At 72.0% G+C, this 22,089-nt stretch carries 24 protein-coding genes and 1 riboswitch; of the genes, 12 read left to right on the forward strand and 12 right to left on the reverse strand.

Going from position 1 to position 22,089, the window contains the following annotated elements; translation table 11 throughout:
• Window positions 1–114: 114 nt before the first annotated feature.
• The 6 genes from ABEA46_RS18420 to ABEA46_RS18445 all read right to left on the reverse strand — a co-directional run bounded on the left by ABEA46_RS18420 (window position 115) and on the right by ABEA46_RS18445 (window position 5,921).
• Window positions 115–1,392 (reverse strand): ion channel protein, encoded by a 1,278-nt coding sequence (locus tag ABEA46_RS18420; protein ID WP_345546624.1) that lies wholly within the window; start codon window positions 1,390–1,392, stop codon window positions 115–117.
• Between the two features lie 127 nt (window positions 1,393–1,519).
• A complete protein-coding gene (locus ABEA46_RS18425) occupies window positions 1,520–1,840 on the reverse strand; it encodes a DMT family transporter (protein WP_345546625.1) in 321 nt (106 codons plus the stop codon).
• Between the two features lie 10 nt (window positions 1,841–1,850).
• A riboswitch (guanidine-III (ykkC-III) riboswitch) is annotated at window positions 1,851–1,916 on the reverse strand.
• 52 nt (window positions 1,917–1,968) lie between these two features.
• Window positions 1,969–2,874, reverse strand: a complete 906-nt coding sequence (locus tag ABEA46_RS18430; protein WP_345546627.1) for a CPBP family glutamic-type intramembrane protease — start codon at window positions 2,872–2,874, stop codon at window positions 1,969–1,971.
• 22 nt (window positions 2,875–2,896) lie between these two features.
• A complete protein-coding gene (locus ABEA46_RS18435; protein ID WP_345546629.1) occupies window positions 2,897–4,228 on the reverse strand; it encodes an MFS transporter in 1,332 nt (443 codons plus the stop codon).
• Entirely contained in the window at window positions 4,225–4,890 is a 666-nt protein-coding gene (gene trmB / locus ABEA46_RS18440) for a tRNA (guanosine(46)-N7)-methyltransferase TrmB (protein WP_345546808.1), read from the reverse strand. The genes ABEA46_RS18435 and trmB overlap by 4 nt, the downstream gene beginning before the upstream one ends.
• A gap of 188 nt (window positions 4,891–5,078) precedes the next feature.
• Window positions 5,079–5,921, reverse strand: coding sequence for a DUF3097 family protein (locus ABEA46_RS18445; RefSeq protein ID WP_345546631.1), 843 nt, complete (start codon window positions 5,919–5,921; stop codon window positions 5,079–5,081).
• A 174-nt stretch (window positions 5,922–6,095) separates the two neighbouring features.
• On the opposite strand from ABEA46_RS18445, the gene ABEA46_RS18450 reads away from it, so the two are divergent.
• The 4 genes from ABEA46_RS18450 (at window position 6,096) to ABEA46_RS18465 (ending at window position 10,395) form a co-directional block, all read left to right on the forward strand.
• Window positions 6,096–8,135, forward strand: a complete 2,040-nt coding sequence (locus ABEA46_RS18450) for a TPM domain-containing protein (protein WP_345546633.1) — start codon at window positions 6,096–6,098, stop codon at window positions 8,133–8,135.
• 92 nt (window positions 8,136–8,227) lie between these two features.
• On the forward strand, window positions 8,228–8,968 hold the full coding sequence (locus tag ABEA46_RS18455) for a PspA/IM30 family protein (protein ID WP_345546634.1): 741 nt from the start codon (window positions 8,228–8,230) through the stop codon (window positions 8,966–8,968).
• Between the two features lie 118 nt (window positions 8,969–9,086).
• Complete coding sequence (locus ABEA46_RS18460; protein WP_345546635.1) at window positions 9,087–9,923, forward strand: arginase family protein; 837 nt, start codon at window positions 9,087–9,089, stop codon at window positions 9,921–9,923.
• A 13-nt stretch (window positions 9,924–9,936) separates the two neighbouring features.
• Window positions 9,937–10,395 (forward strand): Fe-S oxidoreductase, encoded by a 459-nt coding sequence (locus ABEA46_RS18465; RefSeq protein WP_345546636.1) that lies wholly within the window; start codon window positions 9,937–9,939, stop codon window positions 10,393–10,395.
• Between the two features lies 1 nt (window position 10,396).
• Here ABEA46_RS18465 and ABEA46_RS18470 read toward each other — a convergent pair whose 3' ends face one another.
• The 4 genes from ABEA46_RS18470 to ABEA46_RS18485 all read right to left on the reverse strand — a co-directional run bounded on the left by ABEA46_RS18470 (window position 10,397) and on the right by ABEA46_RS18485 (window position 12,863).
• Entirely contained in the window at window positions 10,397–10,963 is a 567-nt protein-coding gene (locus tag ABEA46_RS18470) for a hypothetical protein (protein ID WP_345546637.1), read from the reverse strand.
• Between the two features lie 86 nt (window positions 10,964–11,049).
• Window positions 11,050–11,526, reverse strand: a complete 477-nt coding sequence (locus tag ABEA46_RS18475; RefSeq protein WP_345546638.1) for an SIP domain-containing protein — start codon at window positions 11,524–11,526, stop codon at window positions 11,050–11,052.
• A gap of 78 nt (window positions 11,527–11,604) precedes the next feature.
• Complete coding sequence (locus tag ABEA46_RS18480) at window positions 11,605–12,357, reverse strand: tyrosine-protein phosphatase (RefSeq protein WP_425563218.1); 753 nt, start codon at window positions 12,355–12,357, stop codon at window positions 11,605–11,607.
• Window positions 12,354–12,863 carry a carboxymuconolactone decarboxylase family protein gene (locus tag ABEA46_RS18485; protein WP_345546640.1) on the reverse strand — a complete coding sequence of 170 codons (510 nt, stop codon included), beginning with the start codon at window positions 12,861–12,863 and terminating at the stop codon, window positions 12,354–12,356. The genes ABEA46_RS18480 and ABEA46_RS18485 overlap by 4 nt, the downstream gene beginning before the upstream one ends.
• A 67-nt stretch (window positions 12,864–12,930) precedes the next feature.
• Here ABEA46_RS18485 and ABEA46_RS18490 point away from each other — a divergent pair, with 67 nt between their 5' ends.
• The 8 genes from ABEA46_RS18490 to ABEA46_RS18525 all read left to right on the forward strand — a co-directional run bounded on the left by ABEA46_RS18490 (window position 12,931) and on the right by ABEA46_RS18525 (window position 20,725).
• The gene (locus ABEA46_RS18490) at window positions 12,931–13,890 is read left to right on the forward strand and encodes an alpha/beta fold hydrolase (RefSeq protein WP_345546642.1); all 960 of its coding nucleotides are present in this window, start codon (window positions 12,931–12,933) and stop codon (window positions 13,888–13,890) included.
• 151 nt (window positions 13,891–14,041) lie between these two features.
• Window positions 14,042–15,589 carry an ABC transporter substrate-binding protein gene (locus ABEA46_RS18495; protein WP_345546643.1) on the forward strand — a complete coding sequence of 516 codons (1,548 nt, stop codon included), beginning with the start codon at window positions 14,042–14,044 and terminating at the stop codon, window positions 15,587–15,589.
• Window positions 15,586–16,536, forward strand: a complete 951-nt coding sequence (locus tag ABEA46_RS18500; protein WP_345546644.1) for an ABC transporter permease — start codon at window positions 15,586–15,588, stop codon at window positions 16,534–16,536. Before ABEA46_RS18495 ends, ABEA46_RS18500 begins: the two co-directional genes overlap by 4 nt.
• A 140-nt stretch (window positions 16,537–16,676) precedes the next feature.
• Window positions 16,677–17,603, forward strand: coding sequence for an ABC transporter permease (locus ABEA46_RS18505; protein WP_425563220.1), 927 nt, complete (start codon window positions 16,677–16,679; stop codon window positions 17,601–17,603).
• The gene (locus tag ABEA46_RS18510) at window positions 17,600–18,388 is read left to right on the forward strand and encodes an ATP-binding cassette domain-containing protein (RefSeq protein WP_345546646.1); all 789 of its coding nucleotides are present in this window, start codon (window positions 17,600–17,602) and stop codon (window positions 18,386–18,388) included. The genes ABEA46_RS18505 and ABEA46_RS18510 overlap by 4 nt, the downstream gene beginning before the upstream one ends.
• Entirely contained in the window at window positions 18,385–19,188 is an 804-nt protein-coding gene (locus ABEA46_RS18515) for an ABC transporter ATP-binding protein (protein WP_345546648.1), read from the forward strand. The genes ABEA46_RS18510 and ABEA46_RS18515 overlap by 4 nt, the downstream gene beginning before the upstream one ends.
• 51 nt (window positions 19,189–19,239) lie before the next feature.
• Entirely contained in the window at window positions 19,240–20,316 is a 1,077-nt protein-coding gene (locus tag ABEA46_RS18520) for a M4 family metallopeptidase (RefSeq protein WP_425563221.1), read from the forward strand.
• Window positions 20,294–20,725, forward strand: a complete 432-nt coding sequence (locus ABEA46_RS18525; RefSeq protein WP_345546650.1) for a hypothetical protein — start codon at window positions 20,294–20,296, stop codon at window positions 20,723–20,725. The genes ABEA46_RS18520 and ABEA46_RS18525 overlap by 23 nt, the downstream gene beginning before the upstream one ends.
• 14 nt (window positions 20,726–20,739) lie before the next feature.
• Here ABEA46_RS18525 and ABEA46_RS18530 read toward each other — a convergent pair whose 3' ends face one another.
• Window positions 20,740–21,378 carry a GNAT family N-acetyltransferase gene (locus tag ABEA46_RS18530; protein ID WP_345546652.1) on the reverse strand — a complete coding sequence of 213 codons (639 nt, stop codon included), beginning with the start codon at window positions 21,376–21,378 and terminating at the stop codon, window positions 20,740–20,742.
• Window positions 21,379–21,394: 16 nt separating this feature from the next.
• A complete protein-coding gene (locus ABEA46_RS18535) occupies window positions 21,395–22,087 on the reverse strand; it encodes a uracil-DNA glycosylase (protein WP_345546654.1) in 693 nt (230 codons plus the stop codon).
• Window positions 22,088–22,089: the final 2 nt, after the last annotated feature.

Raw genomic sequence — 22,089 nt, forward strand, 5'->3', positions numbered from 1 at the left:
CCACCACGTGATCGTCGACGTGCTCAGGAACTGGCTGAAATCCACGGCGCCAGACTACGAGCGGATGCCGGCGCCCTGCCGCGCCTCGCCGGTCTCACTCGTGGCCGACACGGATCACGTCGTCGCGGTCGGGGCGGCCGCCGGCTTCTTGACGACGAGCTCCGGTGCTTTGGTGACGATCAGCCACACCGGCAGCACGATGATGCACAGCATCGGAAGCACGATCGGGTCTCCGACCAGCGCCGCGCCGACGAACATCGCCATCCAGCCGTCCCGGGTCGCGACGAGCACGATGCCCAGGGCGCCGCACGCGACGGCCAGCGAGACGGGGATGCCGGGCAGCAGCGCGTGCGCGAGCAGCCCGATCGCCACTCCCACGAAGACCGCGGGGAAGATCCGGCCGCCGCGGAAACCCGCTGCGGCGGCGACCACCAGCGCCAGCACCTTGACACCCGCCCAGAGGGCGAGCTGTCCGGCCGTGTAGTCGTCGGGGTTGTTGATCAGCTCGCCGGTCTGCTCCAGCCCCTTGAACAGGGTCATCGGGCCACCGAGCACCCCCAGCAAGCCCAGCACGACACCGCCCGCGAGGCCGATGAGCAGCGGGTTGCGCAGGCCGTGGAACAGCCGGTGCGCGAGCGGCAGCGCCCAGGCTGCGAAGATCCCGGCTGCGGCCGAGACGGCGGCCACGAGCAGCCCCTGCAGCAGCATCAGCCCGTCGGCCTGACCGATGGGCGTCATGTGGAAGGCGATCGAACTGCCCCCCAGCAGGTGCATCGTCACCGCCCCTGCGCCGGCGGCCGCCACGGGCAGGTACAGCTTGTCCCACAGCGCTCCCCCGCCCTTGACGGCCGCAACGGCCCCGGTGAACAGGAGCGCGGCGGCCACCGGGGTTCCGAACAGTGCGCCGATCGTCGCCGACGTCGCGAGCATCATCACCGCCGTCGGCGGCACGGCCCGCGAGAACCGGGCCATCGCGGCGACGGCGATCGCGCCGTTCACGGCGATGATGGGGTTCTCTGGGCCGAGGCTCACCCCGCCCGCCAGGCCGATGACGACGGCGAGCAGGATGCTCGGCAGCGTGCTCAACGGCGGCGGGGACTCTGCGAGCTCGGTCGTTGCCGAGTCCGGCCCGCCGTGCCCGGGCACGAGCCACACGATGAGGCCGACCATCGCACCGGTGAGCGTCAGCACCGTGAAGATCCACCACGGCGTCGCCTCGGTCGCTCCGAACCACCCGGGCATCGTCGTCCACAGCACGCCCTGCAGCCAGCCGGCTGCGGTGTCGAGCAGCCACAGCACGATGGCCGACGCGGCGCCGATCAGCAGCGCCGGCACCGACATGATGAGCAGGCTCTTCACGCTGGGCGACGGCGCGGCGCTGGTCTCGGGCATCCCGGTTCCTCTCTCACGGCGATCCCCATCATCGCGCACCGCCGCGCGCCCGCCGCCTCACGGCGCGCTGGCGGGCCCGCTCACCGGGAGAGGGAGGGATGCCGCGCGCCGGCGCGACCGGCCGGCCTCACTCGTGGCCGACGAGCTTGAGCCCCACGACACAGCCGACGAGGCCGAGGATGAGGAGCATCTTGACGAACGAGAACGCCTCGTCGCCGGTGATCATCGCGTAGGCGACGGTGAGCGACGCGCCGATCCCGACCCACACCGCGTACGCGGTGCCGGTGGAGATGTCGCGCATGGCCCACGCGAGCCCGCCCATGCTGGCCACCAGCGCGACGCCGAAGACGACGCTCGGCCAGAGCTTCGTGAAGCCTTCGGACTTGCCGAGCGCGGTCGCCCAGACGGCTTCGAGCACGCCCGAGAGGATGAGGATGACCCACGACATGACTGTGCCTCCTGGCCAGTCTTGTCGCTCACCGGGTACTGATCCGTCGTCCGGGGATCCTGTCGGGGATCCGCGCAACAGCCTAGCCGACGGGTCTGGGCAGGGCCTGGGCAGGTGCGGGGGCCGGCTCAGACGAGGAACAGTCCGTCGAGCAGTCCGGGGTTGTGCGCGTGGACGAGCACCAGGAAGACCACAGCGTCGAACAGCAGGTGCACGGCCACGACGTACGTGAGCGAGCGCGTCTTCATGAAGATGAACCCCTGCAGCAGCGCGAACGGGATCGTCAGCAGCGGCCCCCACGCCTGGTAGCCGAGCTCCCACAGGAACGACACGAACACGACGGCCTGCAGCACGTTGGCCTGCCAGAACGGGAAGTGCCGCCGCAGCAGCGCGAAGCACGTGCAGATGAAGAACAGCTCGTCCCAGATGCCCACGGCGCCGACGCCGACGAACAGTCGCGCGATCAGCTCAGGGGTGTCGACGACGGGCCAGTTGAGGTACACGCCCGAGGTGATGAAGTAGAACGGCAGGATCAGCCAGCCGAGCACCAGGACGGCGGCCAGCCACACCCACTGGAACGTCGTCCACCGCCCGCCGCCGCGCCACGGGAACCGGATCGCCCGGTCTCGGTACACCCACCGCGACAGCGCATACGGGATCGCCACGGCGCCGCCGAGGGCCAGCGCGAAGCGCACCATGGCGAGGTCGTCGAGCTCGGCCTTCAGCGAGATCGCACTGACGACCAGCAGGCCGACGGCGATGAGCGAGAGATCACGGGTGAGGGACGGAGACCGGATGCCGGCGGCCTCGGCGCCTCCGGCGGTCGTGGTCGCCGGCTCCGGCCGGGCGGCGGCATCCCTCCGCTCCGTCAGCCACGCGATCACCAGTCCGATCGCGAGCAGCGACCAGCCGAGCCAGGGCAGGCGCGCCACGAAGAATGCGGGCGCGGCCAGGCAGACGACGAAGGCGGGCGCCAGCCGCCACGACCACGTCGCGAGCGTCGGGCTCGGGGTGGCGTCGGGGTGTGCGGGCATGCGCGGCGGCTCCTGCGGCGGGTCAGTGGTCGAGGGGGTGGGCGAGCTCGTCAGCCGGCATGCGCGCGACGGCATACGCGATCGCGCCGAGGATCAGCGGGATCACCCCCGCGGCGATGAAGATCGCCTCGACCGGCACGACGGCCGCCAGCGGACCGGCCAGCGCCATCGACAGCGGCATGAGGGCCAGCGAGACGAAGAAGTCCAGGCTCGAGATGCGCCCGAGCATGTGACGCGGCACCCGGCGCTGCAGGAGCGTGCCCCAGATGACGTTGCCGTAGCTGAACCCGAATCCGACGAGGAACAGGCACAGCGCCATCAGCCAGTACTCGTGCGTGATGCCGACGATCGCGAACGGAAGCGTGCTGACGCCCCACACGCCCATCATCACCGTGAGGTAGCGGCGCGGCAGCTTGAGCGAGGACACCACGATCGACCCGAGCACGCCGCCGATGCCGTAGATGGCGAGCAGGAAGCCGAACAGGCGCGGGTCCTCGCCGATGCGCTCGCGCGTCACGAACGGCAGCAGCACCTCTTCGGGCCCGAGGAACACGAGCACCCAGCCGGTCGCGAACAGCAGCGTCCACAGCAGCCATGGTGTGCGCACCGTGAATCCCACGGCCTCGCGCAGGTCGTGCAGCACGCCGCGCACGCCCGAGGGCGCCTCGCGGGCCTCGTCGGCGCTCGCCGCGGGCTCGGGGCGCACGAACAGCAGCAGCACGAGGGCGAGCGCATGCGCCGCCACGACGCCCCATGCCGCGTGGGCCGGCGCGAGCACGGCCGCGACGATGACGCCCGCCGCGGCGGGACCTGCCGCCTGCTGCAGCGCCGGCCGGATCGCGCCCTCCAGGCCGTTGGCGGCCAGCAGCTGCGCGGGAGGCAGGATGCGAGGCAGGATCGCACTGTACGCGGGGAAGAAGAACCCCGCGCCCGCGCCGAGCACGAACGCCACGATCGCGAGGTGCGGGATGGTCACCGCGCCGAACACGCCCGCGACGGCGACGGAGGTGATCGCCAGCAGGTTGAGCAGCTCGACAACGCGCAGGATGAGCCGGCGCGGGATGCGGTCGGCCGCGATGCCGCCGGGGATGGCGCATGCGAGCAGGCCCACGGCGTTCGCGGCAGCCACGATCGAGAGCTCCACCGGCCCGCCGCCCGCGCCGATGACGGTGTAGACCATGACGACGGCCCACATGCCGGCGCCGAAGATCGAGAGCACGACCGCGCCGAACAGCATGCGGAAGTCGCGGTGCGACAGCGGCCGGACGAAGCGCCACGGATCGCGGCGGTGCGGTGCGGATCCAGCCTCGGGCTGCGGCACCGGCCCCGTCACCGGTCCGGGCGCGCCGCTCATGTCCTCGCGGCGCGACGGTACGAGAGGTCGCGGATGTCGCGTCCCTTCGCGGCGCCCTTGCGCTCGAACGCCGTGAGCACGCGCCCATCGAAACGCGGCGCCCACTCCCCCTCGAACGTCGCCGCGAAGTCGGGAGCTTCCGACATGACCTCGCGCATCTGCAGCGCGTAGTCCTCCCAGTCGGTGGCGAGCCGCAGCACGCCGTCGTCCTTGAGCGCGGCGGCCGCGAGCGCCGCGAACCCGGGCGTCAGCAGCCGGCGCTTGTTGTGCTTGGTCTTGTGCCAGGGGTCAGGGAAGAACACCCACAGCTCATCGATGGATGCCGCCGGCAGCAGGTGCTGCAGCACCTCGGGCGCGTTCGCCTCGACCAGACGCAGATTGCGGGCGCCGGCGCGATCGGCGTCGAGCATCGTGCGGGCCAGGCCCGCCCGGAACACCTCGATCGCCAGGAAGTCCGTCTCGGGCCGCGACGTCGCCGCATGCACGATCGCGTGGCCCTGGCCCGACCCGATCTCGACGACGAGCGGCGCCTCGCGCCCCCACACCGCGGCGGGGTCGACCGCCGAGCCGGGACGGATGCTGGTCGACGCACGGTCGCGCGGCGAATCGATCACGTACCGGGGCGCGAGCTCGGTCCAGGCGCGCTCCTGCGCCTCCGACATGCGGCCGCTGCGGCGGACGAACGACACCGGCTTGTCGCGGAAGGTGCGGGGTTCAGAAGAGGGCGTGGCGGCTTCGGTCACCCCTCCAGGCTACCGAGCCCGTTGCCGGTCGCCCCGCGGAGCGACGAACGAGCGAAGACGAGACGCGTCGGCCCGCCGCGCACCCCGACCGCCGGCATCCACCCTCCTCACGCCGGAGCGGTGACGAAGTCGATCAGCTCCTCGACGCGGCCAAGGAACGCCGGCTCGAGGTCGCGATACGTCGTCACGCGCGAGAGGATGCGCTGCCACGCCCGCGCGAGGTCGGCCTGATCGCGCGCCGGCCAGCCCAGCGCGCGGCACACGCCCACCTTGAACTCGATCCCCCGTGGCACGTCCGGCCACCGCTCGATGCCCATCGCCCGCGGCGTCACGCACTGCCACACGTCGATCCACGGGTGCCCGACGATGAGCACGTGCGCGCCGTGGCGGCCGCGCGCGATGGCGTCGGCGATGCGGGTCTCTTTGGAGCCGGGCACGAGATGGTCCACCAGCACGCCGTAGCGGCGGGTCGCCGACGGCGGCTCCTCCTCGAGCGCAGCATCCAGCAGGTCGATGCCCTGCAGGTACTCCACGACGACGCCTTCGGCGCGCAGGTCGTCGCCCCACACCTTCTCGACCAGCTCGGCGTCGTGCCGGCCCTCGACGAGGATGCGGCTCGCCCGCGCGGTGCGGGCACGCGCATCGGGCGCGGCGTACGATCCCGAGGCGGTGCGCTGCGGTCCCTTGACGACCGGCGCAGCGGCGGGCGGTCCGAGCACGACGACGCGCCCGTCGATGAGGAACCCGGCGCCGAGGGGGAACAAGCGGCGACGGCCGCGCCGGTCCTCCAGCTCCACCATGCCGCCGGTGACGTCGACCACCGCGCCGCAGAATCCGTCGTCCGCCACCTCGACGACGAGATCTCGGGATGCCGCCACCCGGGGCAGCTCGCGCACCCCGTGGCCCTTCCATCCGGTTGCCAGCACATCGGCGCCATAGCGATCGTCCATCGTCGTCCTCCGAAGCCGAAACGCTACCCGGTCATGCCCCGCCGGTCCGGGAGCGACCCGGTCGGGCGTACGTTCTCGGCGAACACACACGTGAGCAGGGGCACCGCGCTACCGTCACGTCGGCGCGGCTGAATAGACTCGCCCAAAAGGGACGGCGTCCCGAAGGGGGTTTCGATGCGTCTGCGATGGACGGCAGCGCTCGTGTCTGCTGCGGTCATCGCGGTCACGGCGGTCGGCGGAGCAGCGGCGGCCACGGCCCCGGTCACTCTCGGCAGCGCATACGTGCTCGACGATGCCGGCGTGCTCTCGCCCTCGGAAGAGACAGCGGCAGAGAACCGTCTCGAGCAGTTCACCGGCGAGACCGGCCTCGGCCTGTGGGTCGTCTTCGTCGACCAGTTCACGGATCCGTCGGACGCGGCCGACTGGGCAAACCAGACCGCCGACGACAACGGCCTCGGCAGGACGCAGTACCTGCTCGCCGTCGCGACCGACGGCCGCCAGTTCTACCTCTCGGGCGACTCTGCAGGTCCGATCACCGAGGAGCAGCTCGGCACCATCGAAGACACCCAGATCCAGCCCGCACTGCGCGACGACGACTGGGTCGGAGCGGTGGATGCCGCCGCCGACGGCCTCACCGACGCCAAGAACGGCGGCTCGGGCGCGGGTGCGGGTTCGGGCGATGCCACCGGCGGCGGGTCGTCGTGGTTCACGTGGCTGCTCGTCATCGTCGTCGTGGGTGTCGCGATCGTGCTGCTGGTGATGTTCCTGCGGCGTCGCAAGAAGGGCGCCGTGACGGGCGGCGCGGGCGGCCCCGCCGGCGCACCTCAGGTGAGCATCGAGGAGCTGCAACGGCGCGCCTCGTCGCTGCTGGTGCAGACCGACGACGCCCTCAAGACCAGCACGCAGGAGCTCGGCTTCGCCAAGGCGCAGTTCGGGGATGCCGCCACCACCGAGTTCGAGGCCGCACTTGCCAGCGCCCAGCAGGGCCTCGACGAGGCGTTCGGCCTCAAGCAGAAGCTCGACGACGAGGTGCCCGACGCCCCCGAAGACACGCGCGCCTGGAACGAGCGGATCATCGCACTGTGCGAGGCCGCCAACACACTGCTCGACGAGAAGGCCGCCGCGTTCGACGAGCTGCGCAAACTGGAGCAGAACGCCCCCGAGGCGCTGCGACGCGTGCAGGACGAGCGGACGACGGCCGCGGCATCCCTCGACCAGGCCACGGCCCGCCTGCGCGAGCTGCAGGACTCGTACGCGCCTGAGGCGCTGGCCACTGTCGCCGACAACCCGGCGCAGGCGCAGCAGCGGCTCGCGTTCGCCGACGAGCAGCTCACCGCCGCGCAGTCCGCCATCGGCGCGGGCGACGGCGGCGAGGCCGCGGTCGGCATCCGAGCCGCCGAAGAGGCTGTCGCCCAGGCCACGCTCCTCGAGAACGCGATCGACAAGCTCGCCGACGACCTCGCGGCCGGCGAGCGCAACGCGGCCGCCCTGGTCACCGAGCTCGAGGGCGACATCGCCGCGGCCGCGGCGCTGCCGGACGCCGACGGCCGCGTGGCCGGCGTGGTGGCCGCCACGAAGCAGCAGCTCGAGACCGCTCGCACGCAGCTCGCCGGCACCGCCAAGCGGCCGCTGGTCGCGCTGCAGACACTGGAGGCCGCGAACGAGCAGATCGACGCGCTCATGAAGGGTGTCCGGGATGCCGCGGCCCAGGCCGAGCGCGCGCGCCAGATGGTCGGCCAGGTCATGATGCAGGCGCAGGCCCAGGTGTCGGCCGCCGAGGACTACATCACCGCGCGCCGCGGCGCCGTCGGCGCCGACGCACGCACGCGGCTCGCCGAGGCTGGGGCGTCGCTGGCCCGTGCGCAGGCGCTGCAGGCGTCGGACCCGCAGCAGGCCATGCAGCAGGCCCAGCGCGCCGACCAGCTGGCCGCGCAGGCCATCCAGCTCGCGCAGAACGACGTCGGCTCGTTCGACGGCATGGGCGGCATGGGCGGCGGCGGCCAGTCCGGCGGCGGCAACGGCATGCTCGGCGCCGTGCTGGGCGGCATCGTCATCAACTCGCTGCTCAGCGGCGGCGGCGGACGCTCGTCCGGCGGCGGCATGGGCGGCATGTTCGGCGGCGGAGGCGGCTCGCGCGGCGGGGGCGGCGGCATGCGCCCCGGCAGCTTCGGCGGCGGCGGCACCCGCGCACGCCGAGGAGGTGGGCGCTTCTGACCCGCACGCCCGACCTGCCCGCGGCCGGGGCCGCGGCATCCACGATCCTCACCGAACCCGACCTGACCTGAAGTCCGATGAAAGGAAAACCGATGGCGAAGCAGTCCATCTTCGGTCGCATCTCGACCCTCATGAAGGCGAACATCAACGCGCTCCTCGACTCCGCCGAGGACCCGCAGAAGATGCTCGACCAGCTGGTCCGCGACTACACCAACTCGATCGCCGACGCCGAGTCGGCCATCGCCGAGACGATCGGCAACCTGCGCCTGCTCGAGCGCGACCACCAGGAGGACGTGCAGGCGGCCGCCGAGTGGGGCAACAAGGCGCTCGCTGCCAGCCGCAAGGCCGACGAGCTGCGCAAGGCCGGCAACACCACCGACGCCGACAAGTTCGACAACCTCGCCAAGATCGCGCTGCAGCGCCAGATCAGCGAAGAGAACGAGGCGAAGGCGATCGCGCCGACCATCGCGACGCAGAACGAGGTCGTCGACAAGCTCAAGGACGGCCTCAATGGCATGAAGCAGAAGCTCGAGCAGCTCAAGGCCAAGCGTGCCGAACTGCTCGCGCGTGCCAAGACCGCCGAGGCGCAGAACAAGGTGCACGACGCGGTCAAGTCGATCGACGTCCTCGACCCGACGAGCGAGCTCGGCCGCTTCGAAGACAAGGTCCGCCGCCAGGAGGCCCTCGCCGCCGGAAAGCAGGAGCTGGCCGCCTCGACGCTGGACGCCCAGTTCAACGCCCTCGAGGACGTCGGCGAGCTGACCGAGGTCGAGGCGCGCCTGGCCGCGCTCAAGACCGGCGGCGCTCCCGCCCAGGCCTCGATCGAGCAGTAGTCCCGCAACGACGCGGCGCCGGGCCCAGAGGGTCCGGCGCCGTTCGTCTGCCCGGCGTTCGCCGTGGGCGTGGCGGGAATCGGATGCCGGCGGCCCCGGACTGCGGGAAGATGAGGGGATGACGCGATACCTCGTGGTCCCGCAGTGGCAGGGCAGCCCCTCGTCGCGGGCGATGCAGCTGATCGACGGCGCCCAGGCGATCGCCGGCGACCTGCCGCGAGCGGCCACCACGGTGCTGGACGTGCCGATGGAGGCCGGAGAGGCGCTGGGCAGCGGCATCCATCGACTCAGCGCCCTGCAGCGGGTGAACGGGCTCGTGGCCGAGGCACTGGACGCGCACCACGCCGCCGCGCCCGACGAGGCGGTGCTGACGATCGGCGGCGACTGCGGCATCGCCCTCGCGCCCATCGCGCACGCCGCCCGTCGCGCGCCCGGGCTCGCCGTCGTGTGGATCGACGCGCACCCCGACCTCAACTCCCCCGACTCGTCGCCGTCCGGTGCGTTCGCCGGCATGGTCCTGCGCGCCGTCATCGGCGACGGCGCACCCGGACTGTCGCTGCCGGAGGGCACCGTCGCCTCCGAACGCGTGGTCGTGGGCGGCGCGCGCTCGTTCGACGATCCCGAGCTCGAAGTCGTGACCGAGCGCGGCATCTCCGCCCTCACCGTCGAGGCGCTGCGCGACGCCGAGGCGCTCGCCGACGCGGTGCTCGCGACCGGCGCCGACGCCGTGTACGTCCACGTCGACATCGACGCGCTCGACCCCGCCGAGGTCGCCGGCAACGCCCATCCTGAGCCGTTCGGGGTCACCGTGGCCGAGCTCACCGCGTCCGTCGCGGCGCTGCGCGCGCGGGTGCCGCTGGTCGGGGCGTCCCTCGCCGGGTACTCCCCCGCCTCGCTGGACGCCGCGACCGACGACCTCGGCGCCATCCTGCGCGTGATCGGGTCGCTGGCATGAACGGCGTGCTCGCGTGAGCCCGATCCCGCGGCCTCCCGCCGGCTGGCGCGCCGCCGCCGAGCGCGCGGTCATCCGGGGCCGGCGGATCGACCGGCTCATCCCGTCGTTCCTGCTCGACTCGCAGATCAGCCGTGTCGGCTACTGGTACGGCTGCACCGTCGGCTGGGTATGGGGGTCGCTGTGGAGCGTCGGCCGGGTCGAGCAGCACGAAGGACTGTGGGTGTTCCGCGGCATGCCGGCGTGGGCGTTCCCGCGCGGCGGCTCATGCGTGGGCGGATGCTTCCTCACCGGCGACGGCACGCTGACCCCGGCGCTGCTGCGGCACGAGGCCGTGCACAAGCGCCAGTGGCAGCGGTACGGCTTCCTCATGCCGATGCTGTACCTGCTCGCGGGCCGCGACCCGCTGCGCAACCGGTTCGAGATCGAGGCCGGCCTCGAAGACGGCAACTACGTGCCGCGCGGAGCGGTCTGACTCAGGCAGCGGGCCCGGCGAGTCGGGCTGCGGCGGAACGGCCGACGCGGTACACCTGACGCCCGAGCGTGATCACGACAGCGAGCGGGAAGACGATCCAGAACAGGTTCGGCAGCACCGCGACCATGAGGAACCCGACGAGGTCGCCCCGCTCGAGGGACTGTCGTGTCATCTCCAGGCCGCTGGACGCCTCGACGAGGAAGTAGATCACCGTCTTCCAGAACGTCGCGACCGTCACGATCAGGGCGACGACGACGCCCGACCACTTCTTGGCGTGCAGAAGTGCCCACACGATGAAGACCACCTCGATGAGGTTCGCCCAGCTCTGCGCGCTGCCGAACGCGTCGAACTGGCCGTAGCGGTGGTCGAACGTGCCGTAGAACACGTGGCCCGGCCAGAAGCCGGCGAGCGGGCCACCGGCGTGCGAGAGCGGCCCGAGCAGCACGTAGCAGGCGTCGTACGTCTGGATGATCGCCGAGATCGTGAGCCACACGACCACCCAGACCGGCAGGCGCAGATCGCGCGGGTCGACGGACGAGGCGGTGGGCACGGCGGCGGTCTGCGTCATGGGCATGACTGTACCGAGGCGCACCACCCCCGCGGTTCGTTCGTCGAAGGCCGAAGGGAACCCGGGGCCGATGGGACCCGGGGGGGTCAGCGGGCGGGCGTCAGGCCGTACTGCTCGGGGGCATGGATCGCACCGGTGTCGATGCCGAGGCCCACGAGGTGGTCGACGATGTCGGCCGTGCCGAGGTAGCCGCCCAGCAGGTGGATGCGGGTCTGGTCGTCCTCGGCGCACAGCATCTCGTCGGCCCACGCTGTCACGGCGCGCGAGAGCGCCTCTCCGGACGCGCAGCCACGGCCCGTGCCCGGCGCGCCGGAACGCTGCGAGCGGTCCAGCCACGTCACGATCATGCGGCTCGGGGCGACGATGTCGGCCTGCCACGAGGCATCCGGGATCTCGATGAACACGCGACCTGTCGAGCAGATCGGCAGCGTCGCGAGCACGGCCTCGAGCTCGGCCAGCGACGACTCGTCGGCCGTGATCAGGTGCTGCACGCGCGTGTGGCGCGACGAACGGCACGCGGAGGCGTTGTGCACGGCGGGCTGCGACGGGGAGATGTGGGGCATGACTCCTTCAGGATACGCCACACCAAGGGTTGCCTTACCTCACCGCGAAATGTCGGGACACGAAGGGATGCCGCAGCCTCAGGTCGTCCGCAGCAGCACGCGGCGCAGCTCGGCGAGCTCGTCGCCGGCCAGACCGTGTGCGCTGAGGTACTCGGCGGCCGAGCCATAGCGTCGTGTCACGTCGTCCAGCAGCGCACGCATCACCGGAGCGGGCGACCGCGTCGCGAGCTCTTCGAGGTGCTGCGCCTCGGGGTGCATCGCCCGCAGCATCTCGACGACGCGCCGGTTGCGGTACTCGGGCAGCAGCCCCTCGGTGCGCGCGTAGTCGGCCACGACGGCCTCGGCGTCGACTCCCGCCGCCGCCAGGGTCAGCGCCACGGTGACGCCGGTGCGGTCCTTGCCGACGGTGCAGTGCACGAGCACCGGCTGATCGGCGAGGATGCCCCGCACGACGTCGACCACTCCCCCCGACGAGTCGTCGACGAGGTGCCGGTACATCTCGTCGAGGCTCAGGTCGTCGCGGAAGAACGACTCGACCGACCCGAGGAACAGCGGCACCCGCTGCGTCACGACGTCCACGCCGTCCAGGCGGCTCGGCTCCCGCACCACCTCGTCGTCGGCTCGGAGGTCGATGATGCGGCGCAGGTGCAGCTCGGCGAGCGCCCGCGTGCCCGTGGGATCCAGGCGCGCCAGGTTGCCCGAGCGGAAGAGCACGCCGTGCCGTGTGACGGCGGAACCCGCGCGCAGGCCTCCGACATCGCGCAGGTTGACGGCGCCGGGGACGACCGGGTCGGGCGCGGGGCCGGACGGATCGGAGGTCGGGATCGTCACCAGGCCTTGCCCCGCGCGGCGTCCTTGTCTTCGCCGGCGAGGTCGTCGCGGGGCGGGACGCCGTAGCGGCCCGCGATCGCGATGCGGTTGAACGCGTTGATCGACACGAGGATCCAGCTGAGCGCGACGTACTCCTTCTCGCTCAGCACGCTTCCGACGCGGTCGTACACGTCGTCGGGCACGCCGTCGTCGTGGATGAACACGTACGCCTCGGCGAGCTCGAGCGCGGCCCGCTCGCGATCGGTGAAGACCCCGGACTCGCGCCACACCGCGAGCTGGGCGATGATGTCGGCCGTGATGCCGGCGGCGACCGCGCGCTCGACGTGCACGCGCACGCAGTACGCGCAGCCGTTGAGCTGCGACGCGTGGATCTGCACGAGCTCTTTGAGGCGGTCGTCGATGCCGTTCTCGGCCGCGATGTCGCCCACCGTCTTCGAGAAGGCCGAGAGGGCCTGGTAGGCGGGTCGCGCCGCCCGCGAGAGGTGCACGCGGTGTTCTGCCGTCATGACGCCAGACTACCCACGGCCACCGGCCGCGCGCCCTGGTGCACGGGCGGTGAGGCATGATGAGCGGGTGAGCGACCCCATCGACGAGTTCTCTTTCCTCCCGGAGCAGGCCGAAGAGGCCGGGCTCGACCTCGCCGCCGTCCCCCGCGGCGAGCGCCTGACGCTCACCCTCGACGACGGCCGCGCACTGAGCGCGCTGCGGTACACGCCGGCCGGTTCGCCGGACGCGGCGCCGGTCGTGACCTTCCTGCACGGCGCGGGCCTCAACGCCCACACCTGGGACACCACGATCCTCGCGCTCGGGCTCCCCGCCCTCGCGGTCGACCTCCCCGGGCACGGCGACTCCTCGTGGCGCGAGGACTTCGCGTACGTGGCGCGCGTGCTCGCGCCGGACGTCGCGGCGGGCATCGACGCGTGGACGGACACGCCCCAGGTGCTCGTCGGGCAGTCGCTGGGCGGCCTTACCGCCGCGGCGGTGGCGGCATCCCGTCCCGATCTCGTCCGCGAGCTCGTGGTGATCGACATCACGCCGGGCCTGGACCCCGACGGCGGCGCCAGCCAGATCCGGGAGTTCTTCGCCGGCCCCGTGGACTGGGCCTCGCGCGACGAGCTCGTCGACCGGGCGATCTCGTTCGGGCTCGGCGGCGGCACCCGCCGCAAGGCGGCGCGCGGCGTGTTCTTCAACTCGCGCGTCCGCCCCGACGGGCGCGTCGAGTGGAAGCACCACTTCGCCCACCTCGCGAACGCCCTGTCGACCGATCCTGCGGCGGCTGCCGCGGCGGCGCAGCAGCAGGACGCCGTCGCCGCGGTGCTCGGCGAGTCCGGCTGGCAGGATCTGGCGGCGGTCACCGCTCCGACGACGCTGATCCGGGGCTCACGGGGCTATCTGACCGATGCGGATGCCGCGGACTTCGCGCGGCGGGTGCCGGCGGCATCCCTCATCCAGGTCGAGTCCGGGCACAACGTGCAAGAGGACGTCCCGCTCGAACTGGGCACGCGCCTGCGCGCCCTCGCCGCCGCAGAATGACGCGGCGGGAAGCCTTCACAGTTCTGTTGCGTTCCGGGTAGTGGGTTGTCGCGGGGCACCGCGATATCCCTAGGCTGTAACCCGCGACGGCCGAGCCCACTTCACGGCCGACGCCCGCACCCCACTCGGGACCCCGCCCGAAAGGACCCCCATGCTCCGCCGTACCGCCCTCGCCGCAGCAGCACTGCTCGCTGCCGGCGCCCTCGCCCTGTCCGCCTGCACGGCGGGCGGAGGCGGCTCGACCCCCACCGCGACCGGAAAGCCCGACCCCGACGCGTCGGTGGCGATCCGCCTCGTGCTCGAGCCGGGCAACCTCGACATCCGCCAGACCGCGGGTTCGGCGCTGGACCAGATCCTGATCGATAACGTCTACCAGGGCCTGGTCGCCCGCACGCCCGAGCAGGACATCGTCGCGTCGCTCGCGAGCGACTGGACAGTCTCGCCGGACGGCCTCACCTACACGTTCACGGTGCGCGAGGGCGTCACCTTCCACGACGGCCAGCCGCTGACGCCGCAGGACGTCGTGTCGTCGCTGACCGCGCACAAGAACACGCCGGGCTGGGTCGACGCCGATGTGACCGACCCGACGACGGGCGAGGTGATCGGCGGCGCCCTGGCGCACGTGTCGACCATCGTGGCGGACGGTCAGAACGTCACGCTGACGCTCTCGCAGCCGGATTCCAGCCTGCTGTGGAACCTCACCGGCCGCGCCGGGACCATCCTCAAAGAGGGCGACACCGTCGACTACAAGACGAAGGCGAACGGCACGGGCCCGTTCGTGCTGAAGAACTGGTCGCAGGGCGACAGCATCACGTTCGCCCGCAACGACGCGTACTGGGGCGACAAGGCCAAGGTCGCCGAGGTCGTCTTCGATTACATCCCCGACAACCAGGCCGCCCTCAACGCCGCGCTGGCGAGCGAGGTCGACGTGGTGACCGGCTTCGACGCCAACCTCAAGGAGCAGGTCGAGAAGGGCGGCGACTTCTCGCTCGTGCTCGGCAAGTCCACCGACAAGGGCACGCTGGCGTTCAACCAGACCACGGGCCCGCTGGCCGACAAGCGCGTGCGGCAGGCGATCCGCCAGGCGATCGACCACGACGCCTTCATCGAGGCGATGGCCTCCGGCGAGACGCTCTACGGCCCGATCCCCTCGCTCGACCCGGGCTACCGCGACCTGTCCGAGGTCGCGCCCTACGATCCCGACGCGGCCAAGAAGCTCCTCAAGGAGGCCGGCGAAGAGGACCTCGAGCTGACGCTCACGATCCCCAACTTCTACTCCACGACGATCCCGCAGATCCTGGTGTCGGACCTCAACGCCGTCGGCATCACACTCGAGGTCAACTCGGTGGACTTCTCGACGTGGCTCACCGACGTGTACACCAACCACGACTACGAGCTGAGCTTCGTGCTGCACACCGAGGCGCGGGACTTCGAGAACTGGGCCGACCCGGACTACTACTTCACGTACGACAACCCCGAGGTGCAGTCGCTGTACGCGCAGTCGCTGGCCGCGACCGACGAGGCCAAGGCCGCCGACCTGCTGTCGCAGGCCGCGCGCATCGTCTCCGAGGATGCCGGCGCCGACTGGCTGTACAACGGCGCGTCTGTCGTCGCGGTCGGCACTAACATCACCGGTATGCCCTCGATCAACGTGAACGAGCGCCTCGACGTCGCCGACATCGCCAAGAGCAACGGGTGATCCGATACACGCTGACCCGCTTCGCCCTGCTTCTGCTCGGGCTGCTCGTGGCCAGCGTGCTCATCTTCCTCACCCTGCGGGTGCTGCCTGGCGACGTCGCCCAGCTGATCGGCGGAGTCAACAGCAGTCCTGACCAGATCGCCGCGATCCGCGAGAGCCTGGGCCTGGACCGCCCACTGCCGGTCCAGTACCTGGAGTGGCTCGGCGGCGTGCTGCGCGGCGACCTCGGCACATCACTGCTGACGGGCACCCCTGTCATCGACGAGCTGGCGCAGAAGGCGCAGGTGACGGTGCCGCTGGGCATCCTGTCGCTCCTGGTCGCCGTCGTCATCAGCGTGCCGCTCGGCGTGCTGTCGGCGATGCGGCGGGGCCACGCCGACGGCACCGCGCTGAGCGTGGGCTCGCAGACGCTCGCGGCCGTGCCGGTGGTGTGGGCGGGCATGATGCTCGTCGTGGTGTTCGCGGTGTGGCTGGGCTGGCTCCCCGCGCAGGGCTTCCCCCGGGCCGGGTGGAGCGATCCGGCTGCGGCGTTGCAGTCCCTCATCCTGCCGGCCCTCACGATCGGGATCGTCGAGGGCGCCATGCTGCTGCGATTCGTGCGCAGCGCGACGCTGCAGGCGGTGGGCCAGGACTTCGTGCGCACCGCCGCAGCCAAGGGCCTCACCCGCGACGCGGCGCTGATCCGCCACGGCCTGCCCGTCGTCGGCCTGTCGGTGATCACGGTCCTCGGCCTGCAGGTCGCCGGGATCATCGTCGGCGCCGTGGTCATCGAGCAGCTCTTCTCGCTCCCCGGAATCGGGCGCATGCTCGTCGCCGACGTCGCCGCGCGCGACCTCCCCAAGGTGCAGGGCGAGCTGCTGGCCCTCACCGGCTTCGTGCTGATCGTCGGCTTCGTGGTCGACCTCGTGCACCGCATCATCGACCCCCGGCAGCGGGAGGCGGCATGAGCACCCCGGCCCCTCTGACACCGGACGACCGGCCGGCAGGGTCACCGCCCGTGGACCATGTCCCGCATTCCACCGCCCCGAGCGCCGCGGAGCGATCGATTTCGGGACACGTGGGCAAAGGACCGGGACACGATGGATCGGTGGATGCCGGGGCCCCGGCATCCACGACTCCCCCGCGCCGTTCCCGCTGGGCCTGGCTGGCACGGCTGTGGGGGTTGTCGACGGGGCGGTTCGGGCTCATCGTGGTCGTCGTCGTGGCGCTGACCGCCCTGATCGCGCGGTTCTGGACGCCGTTCGACCCGCAGCAGGTCGACATCGCGAACCGGTGGGCACCGCCGGGATGGCCGCACCTGCTCGGCACCGATGCCACCGGGCGCGACATCCTCTCGCTGCTCATGGCGGGGGCGCGTACGACGGTGTTCGTCGCTGTCGGCGCGGGCCTCATCGCCACCGTGATCGGCATCGCGCTGGCCGCACTCGGCGCCCTGACGGTGCGGTGGGTGCGCGAGTCCGTCGCGGTCGTCGTCGACATCCTGATCGCGTTCCCGGTGCTGCTGATCGCCATGATGATCTCGGCGGTGTGGGGCGGGTCGCTGTGGGTGGTCATCTGGGCCGTCGGCATCGGGTTCGGCGTCAACATCGCGCGCGTGACGCGGCCCGAGCTGCGCCGCGTGCTGCACAGCGACTTCGTGCTCGCCGGCCGGGCCGCCGGACTGTCACCCGCGCAGAACCTGTGGCGCCACCTGCTGCCCAACGTCGCGCCGGTGTTCATCGTGCAGCTGTCGTGGGGCATGGCCGTCGCGGTGCTCGCCGAGGCAGGCCTGTCGTACCTCGGATTCGGCGCCCCCGTGACCGAGCCCTCGTGGGGTCTCCTGCTCGCGCAGCTGCAGCAGTACATCCAGGTGCACCCGCTGTCGGTGGTGTGGCCGGGGCTCGCGATCACGTTCACCGTGCTCGGGCTCAACCTGCTCGGCGACGCACTGCGCGAGGCTACCGACCCGACGCTGTCGCGCAGTCCGTTCGCCACGCGCGGTGCGCGGCTGCACGTGCCGGAGGTCGTCGCATGAGCCTCGAAGTGCAGGGCCTCACGATCGACATCGACGGCCGCCGGGTCGTGGACGGCGTGTCGTTCGCCGTGCCCGACGGCGCCCGGGTCGGCCTCATCGGCGAGTCGGGGTCGGGCAAGTCCCTCACCGCTCTGGCGATCCTGGGGCTCCTCCCCGACGGCGCCGTGGCGCAGGGCAGCGTGCGCTGGAACGGCCGAGAGATCCTGGGCCTGCGCGACCGCGAGCTCGCCGAGCTGCGCGGCGACGAGGTCGGCATCGTGTTCCAGGAGCCGCGCACCGCGCTCAATCCGATCCGCACCGTCGGCCGGCAGATCGCCGAGTCGGTGCGGATCCACGAGGGCCTGTCGCGACGGGATGCCGCCGCCCGGGCGGTCGCCGAGGCGCGCCGTGTGGCCCTCCCCGACCCCGAGCGCATCGTCGGCCGGTACCCGCACCAGCTCTCGGGCGGTCAGCGCCAGCGGGTCGCCATCGCAATGGCGCTCGCCTGCCGCCCACGCCTGCTGATCGCCGACGAGCCGACCACGGCCCTGGACGTGACGATCCAGGCCGAGATCCTCGACCTGCTGCGCGGACTCGTGCGCGACGACGGCATGTCGCTCGTCTTCATCACGCACGACCTCGCGGTGCTGTCGCAGATCGCAACCCACGGCGTCGTGCTCGAAGACGGGCGCGTGGTCGAAGAGGCGCCGGTGTCGCAGCTGCTCACGGCACCGGCATCCCCCGTCACCCGCGGTCTGCTGCGCGACGCGACGGCGACGCTGTGGCGCCCGGGAGGTGTCTCATGACGCTGATCCAGGCACGCGGGCTGTCGCGCCGCTACCCCGTGCCCAAGACGCACCTGTTCGAGAAGACCGCCTTCACGACCGGCCTCGAAGACGCCGACATCGACGTGCGCGAGGGCTCGTCGGTCGGGATCATCGGCGAATCGGGCTCTGGCAAGTCGACGCTCGTGCGGCTGCTGCTGGGACTCGACGCTCCTTCCTCGGGCACCGTCGAGTTCGACGGCCGGCCCGTCGACGCGCGGGCCTCGGCGCGGTCGCTGCACTGGCTGCGCCGTGAGACCGGCATCGTGTTCCAGGATCCGTACGCGTCGCTCGACCCGCGCATGAGCGTCGGCCGCATCGTGGGCGAGCCGCTGTGGGCGCTCGGGATCGACGGGGATCGTCGTGCGCGCGTGCGCGAAGTGCTCGTCGACGTCGGGCTCGAGGCCGACATGACAGGCCGGTACCCGCACGAGTTCTCGGGCGGTCAGCGGCAGCGCATCGCGCTCGCGCGCGCGATCGTGCACCGCCCGCGCGTGCTCGTGGGCGACGAGCCGCTGTCGGCGCTCGATGTGACGGTGCGCGCGCAGGTGCTCGAGCTGCTCGGCGAGCTGCGGGCCCGCGACGGGCTCACGCTGCTCATGGTGTCGCACGACATCGGCGTCGTGCAGAACCTGTGCGACGAGGTGGTCGTGATGAAGGACGGCCGCATCGTCGAGGAGGGGCCGACCGAGAAGGTGCTGCTGCAGCCCCAGGTGTCGTACACGCGGCGGCTGCTGGCATCCATCCCCGTCATCGACGCGGGCGGCGCGGGCGAGTCCTGACGACCGGCGCGGGGCGGCGCCGACGTCGGCGGCCGGGGCTAGGTTCAGAGCATGATGAGCCCCGGAATCGTGCCGCCCTACCTGCTCGCCCGCATCGCCGCCGTGCAGGAGGGCAGCTGGGCGCGCGCGGCCGACGCGGCGCAGCGCACGCTCGCAGCGCCCCGGGACTACACGCCGGGCGTCCGGACGCGACTGCGGCTGTCGATCGACGAGCCGGGCGTGCTCACCGCCGAGACGGCCCCGGCGCCCGACCGCGAGATCTCGGACGCGCAGCACCGCGAGGTCGTGCCCGGCGTGCGCGTGCGCGGCGAGGACGACAAGCCCACCGGCGACACCGCGGTCGACGAGGCGTTCGACGGGCTCGGCGCGACGTTCGACTTCTGGTGGGACGCGTACGCCCGCGACAGCATCGACGGGTCGGGCAGCGCGCTGCTGGCGACCGTCCACTACGGGCGCGACTACGACAACGCGTTCTGGAACGGCGAGCGCATGGTGTTCGGCGACGGCGACGACGACGTGTTCTCGGGGTTCACCGGCTCGCTCAGCGTCATCGCCCACGAGCTCGCCCACGGCGTCGTCGAGGACTCCGGCGGCCTCGTGTACCGCGACCAGCCGGGCGCGCTCAACGAGTCGATCGCCGACGTCTTCGGCGCCCTCGCCGAGCAGCACCAGGCGGGCCACACGGCCGCGCAGGCCACATGGCTCATCGGCGAGGGCATCTTCACCGACGCCGTCCAGGGCAGCGCGCTGCGCTCGATGGCCGCGCCCGGCACGGCGTACGACGACGACGTGCTCGGCAAGGACCCGCAGCCGGCCCACATGAGCGGGTACGTGAAGACGCGCGACGACAACGGCGGCGTGCACATCAACTCCGGCATCCCGAATCACGCGTTCTACCTCGTCGCGACGAAGCTCGGCGGGCACGCGTGGGAGCGCGCCGGACTCATCTGGTATCGCACGCTCACCGCGGGCACGCTGCCGCAGACGGCCGACTTCGCCACGTTCGCCCGCGCCACCCTGACAGCGGCGACCGCGGAGTACGGTGAGGAGTCGGAGGAGGTCGACGCCGTCCGCGCCGGGTGGGCGGGCGTCGGCGTGATCCCGGATGACGCACAGCCCCGATCCTGAACCCGCGGCGCCGCAGCCCGCGGTCGAGGTCGACGTCGCGCGCTCGGGCGGCATCGCCGGCATCACGCGGCGCTGGTCGGCGCAGCCCGCCGAGGCCGAGGCATCCGAGTGGATCTCGCTCATCGACCGCTGCCCGTGGGACGACGCCGGCGCTGTGGCGCCGGTACCCGAGGACGGGACGGATGCCGCGCCTGCGGCTCCTCCGGCGCACGAGGACTCCCGCATTCCGGTCCCCGACGGGTTCACGTGGTGGATCCGTGCGACCTGGACCGGCGCTGACGCACGGGAGGCCGAACTCGTGGACGACGAACTGGTCGGCGCGTGGCGCGATCTCGTGGATGCCGTGCGCGACTGGAACCGCGGGGGCGACGACAGCGGGTCCCGCGGGAGCGGGCTCGGCGGTCGCTGACCGGCCGCGCCGGCTCAGCGACCGAACAGGCCCTTCTTCGCACCGTCCTTCTTGCCGCCCGACTTCTTGACCGGGGTCAGCGCCTTCTGCAGGTAGATGACCCCCAGCCAGCGGCCGAACTTGAAGCCGACGCGGCCCATGCGGCCGACCTCGACGAAGCCGAGCCTCTCGTGCAGGGCCACGGACCCCTCCGCGCCCTTGTCGCTGATCACCGCGACCATCTGGCGGATGCCGGCCGCTTCGCTCGCGGCGATGAGCGCCTCCAGCAGCGCCCGGCCGAGCCCCTTTCCTGTGGCGGCGTGGCCGAGGTAGATGGAGTTCTCGACGGAGTACCGGTAGGCGGACTTGCTCGACATCGGCTGCACCAGCGCATACCCGAGCACCTGACCGCCCGACGACTCGGCGACGAGGAACGGCAGCCCGTGCTTCGCCAGGTGATCCCGCTTGGTGCGCCACTGCCTCAGCGACCAGGTCTCTTCGTCGAAGGTCACGACGGAGTTGGTCACATAGTGGTTGTAGATCTCGCGGATGTCGGGCAGATCGCGGTCCTCGACCGGCCGGATCGTGTACGCGAACGGGCGCTCGGGCTCGGGCTGACGGCGCAGGTGCTGCGGCAGCACCCGCTTGTCCTTCTCGTATTCCTCTTCGAGCATGCGGTCCTCCGGCCGGTCAGGCCGGCAACTCCCACGACACCGGTGAGGCGCCCTGCTCCGCGAGCAGTTCGTTCGCGCGCGAGAACGGCTTCGAGCCGAAGAATCCGCGGCTGGCCGACAGCGGCGACGGATGCGGCGACTCGATGATCGGCGTCGAGCCGAGCATCGGGCGCAGGTTCGCGGCATCCCTCCCCCACAGGATCGCGACCAGCGGGCGGTCGCGCGCGACGAGTGTGCGGATCGCATGCTCGGTGACCTTCTCCCACCCCCAGCCGCGATGGGATGCCGGCGCCCCGGGGGCGACGGTCAGCACGCGGTTCAGCAGCATGACGCCCTGATCGCTCCACGCGGACAGGTCGCCGTGCGCGGCGCGGGGGATGCCGAGGTCGGACTCGAGCTCCTGGTAGATGTTGCCGAGGCTGCGAGGGATCGGCCGTACGTGCGCGTCGACGGCGAACGAGAGCCCGATCGGGTGTCCCGGGGTCGGATACGGGTCCTGACCGACGATCAGCACCTTGACGTCGGCCAGCGGCCGCTGGAATGCGCGCAGCACGCGGTCGCCCGCGGGCAGGTAGTGGCGCCCGGCCGCGACCTCTCCGCGCAGCCGTTCGCCGAGCGCCGCGATGTCGGGTCCGACGGGCTCGAGGGCGTCCGACCAGCCCGGATCCATGAGGCCCGCCTCTGCCAGCTGCGGCAGCGTCATCGCCATGC

Origin of the sequence: Microbacterium jejuense (genome assembly GCF_039544225.1) — a bacterium.
Lineage (GTDB): Bacteria > Actinomycetota > Actinomycetes > Actinomycetales > Microbacteriaceae > Microbacterium > Microbacterium jejuense.

Coding starts and splice junctions, on each gene's coding strand:
- ABEA46_RS18450 (WP_345546633.1), top strand. CDS start 6,096: ATGCGTCTGCGATGGACGGCAGCGCTCGTGTCTGCTGCGGTCATCGCG.
- ABEA46_RS18455 (WP_345546634.1), top strand. CDS start 8,228: ATGGCGAAGCAGTCCATCTTCGGTCGCATCTCGACCCTCATGAAGGCG.
- ABEA46_RS18510 (WP_345546646.1), top strand. CDS start 17,600: ATGAGCCTCGAAGTGCAGGGCCTCACGATCGACATCGACGGCCGCCGG.
- ABEA46_RS18475 (WP_345546638.1), bottom strand. CDS start 11,526: ATGCCCCACATCTCCCCGTCGCAGCCCGCCGTGCACAACGCCTCCGCG.
- ABEA46_RS18520 (WP_425563221.1), top strand. CDS start 19,240: ATGATGAGCCCCGGAATCGTGCCGCCCTACCTGCTCGCCCGCATCGCC.
- ABEA46_RS18425 (WP_345546625.1), bottom strand. CDS start 1,840: ATGTCGTGGGTCATCCTCATCCTCTCGGGCGTGCTCGAAGCCGTCTGG.
- ABEA46_RS18420 (WP_345546624.1), bottom strand. CDS start 1,392: ATGCCCGAGACCAGCGCCGCGCCGTCGCCCAGCGTGAAGAGCCTGCTC.
- ABEA46_RS18525 (WP_345546650.1), top strand. CDS start 20,294: ATGACGCACAGCCCCGATCCTGAACCCGCGGCGCCGCAGCCCGCGGTC.
- ABEA46_RS18535 (WP_345546654.1), bottom strand. CDS start 22,087: ATGGCGATGACGCTGCCGCAGCTGGCAGAGGCGGGCCTCATGGATCCG.
- ABEA46_RS18445 (WP_345546631.1), bottom strand. CDS start 5,921: ATGGACGATCGCTATGGCGCCGATGTGCTGGCAACCGGATGGAAGGGC.
- ABEA46_RS18530 (WP_345546652.1), bottom strand. CDS start 21,378: ATGCTCGAAGAGGAATACGAGAAGGACAAGCGGGTGCTGCCGCAGCAC.
- ABEA46_RS18485 (WP_345546640.1), bottom strand. CDS start 12,863: ATGACGGCAGAACACCGCGTGCACCTCTCGCGGGCGGCGCGACCCGCC.
- ABEA46_RS18460 (WP_345546635.1), top strand. CDS start 9,087: ATGACGCGATACCTCGTGGTCCCGCAGTGGCAGGGCAGCCCCTCGTCG.
- ABEA46_RS18470 (WP_345546637.1), bottom strand. CDS start 10,963: ATGACGCAGACCGCCGCCGTGCCCACCGCCTCGTCCGTCGACCCGCGC.
- ABEA46_RS18495 (WP_345546643.1), top strand. CDS start 14,042: ATGCTCCGCCGTACCGCCCTCGCCGCAGCAGCACTGCTCGCTGCCGGC.
- trmB (WP_345546808.1), bottom strand. CDS start 4,890: ATGTCGGAGGCGCAGGAGCGCGCCTGGACCGAGCTCGCGCCCCGGTAC.
- ABEA46_RS18430 (WP_345546627.1), bottom strand. CDS start 2,874: ATGCCCGCACACCCCGACGCCACCCCGAGCCCGACGCTCGCGACGTGG.
- ABEA46_RS18515 (WP_345546648.1), top strand. CDS start 18,385: ATGACGCTGATCCAGGCACGCGGGCTGTCGCGCCGCTACCCCGTGCCC.
- ABEA46_RS18435 (WP_345546629.1), bottom strand. CDS start 4,228: ATGAGCGGCGCGCCCGGACCGGTGACGGGGCCGGTGCCGCAGCCCGAG.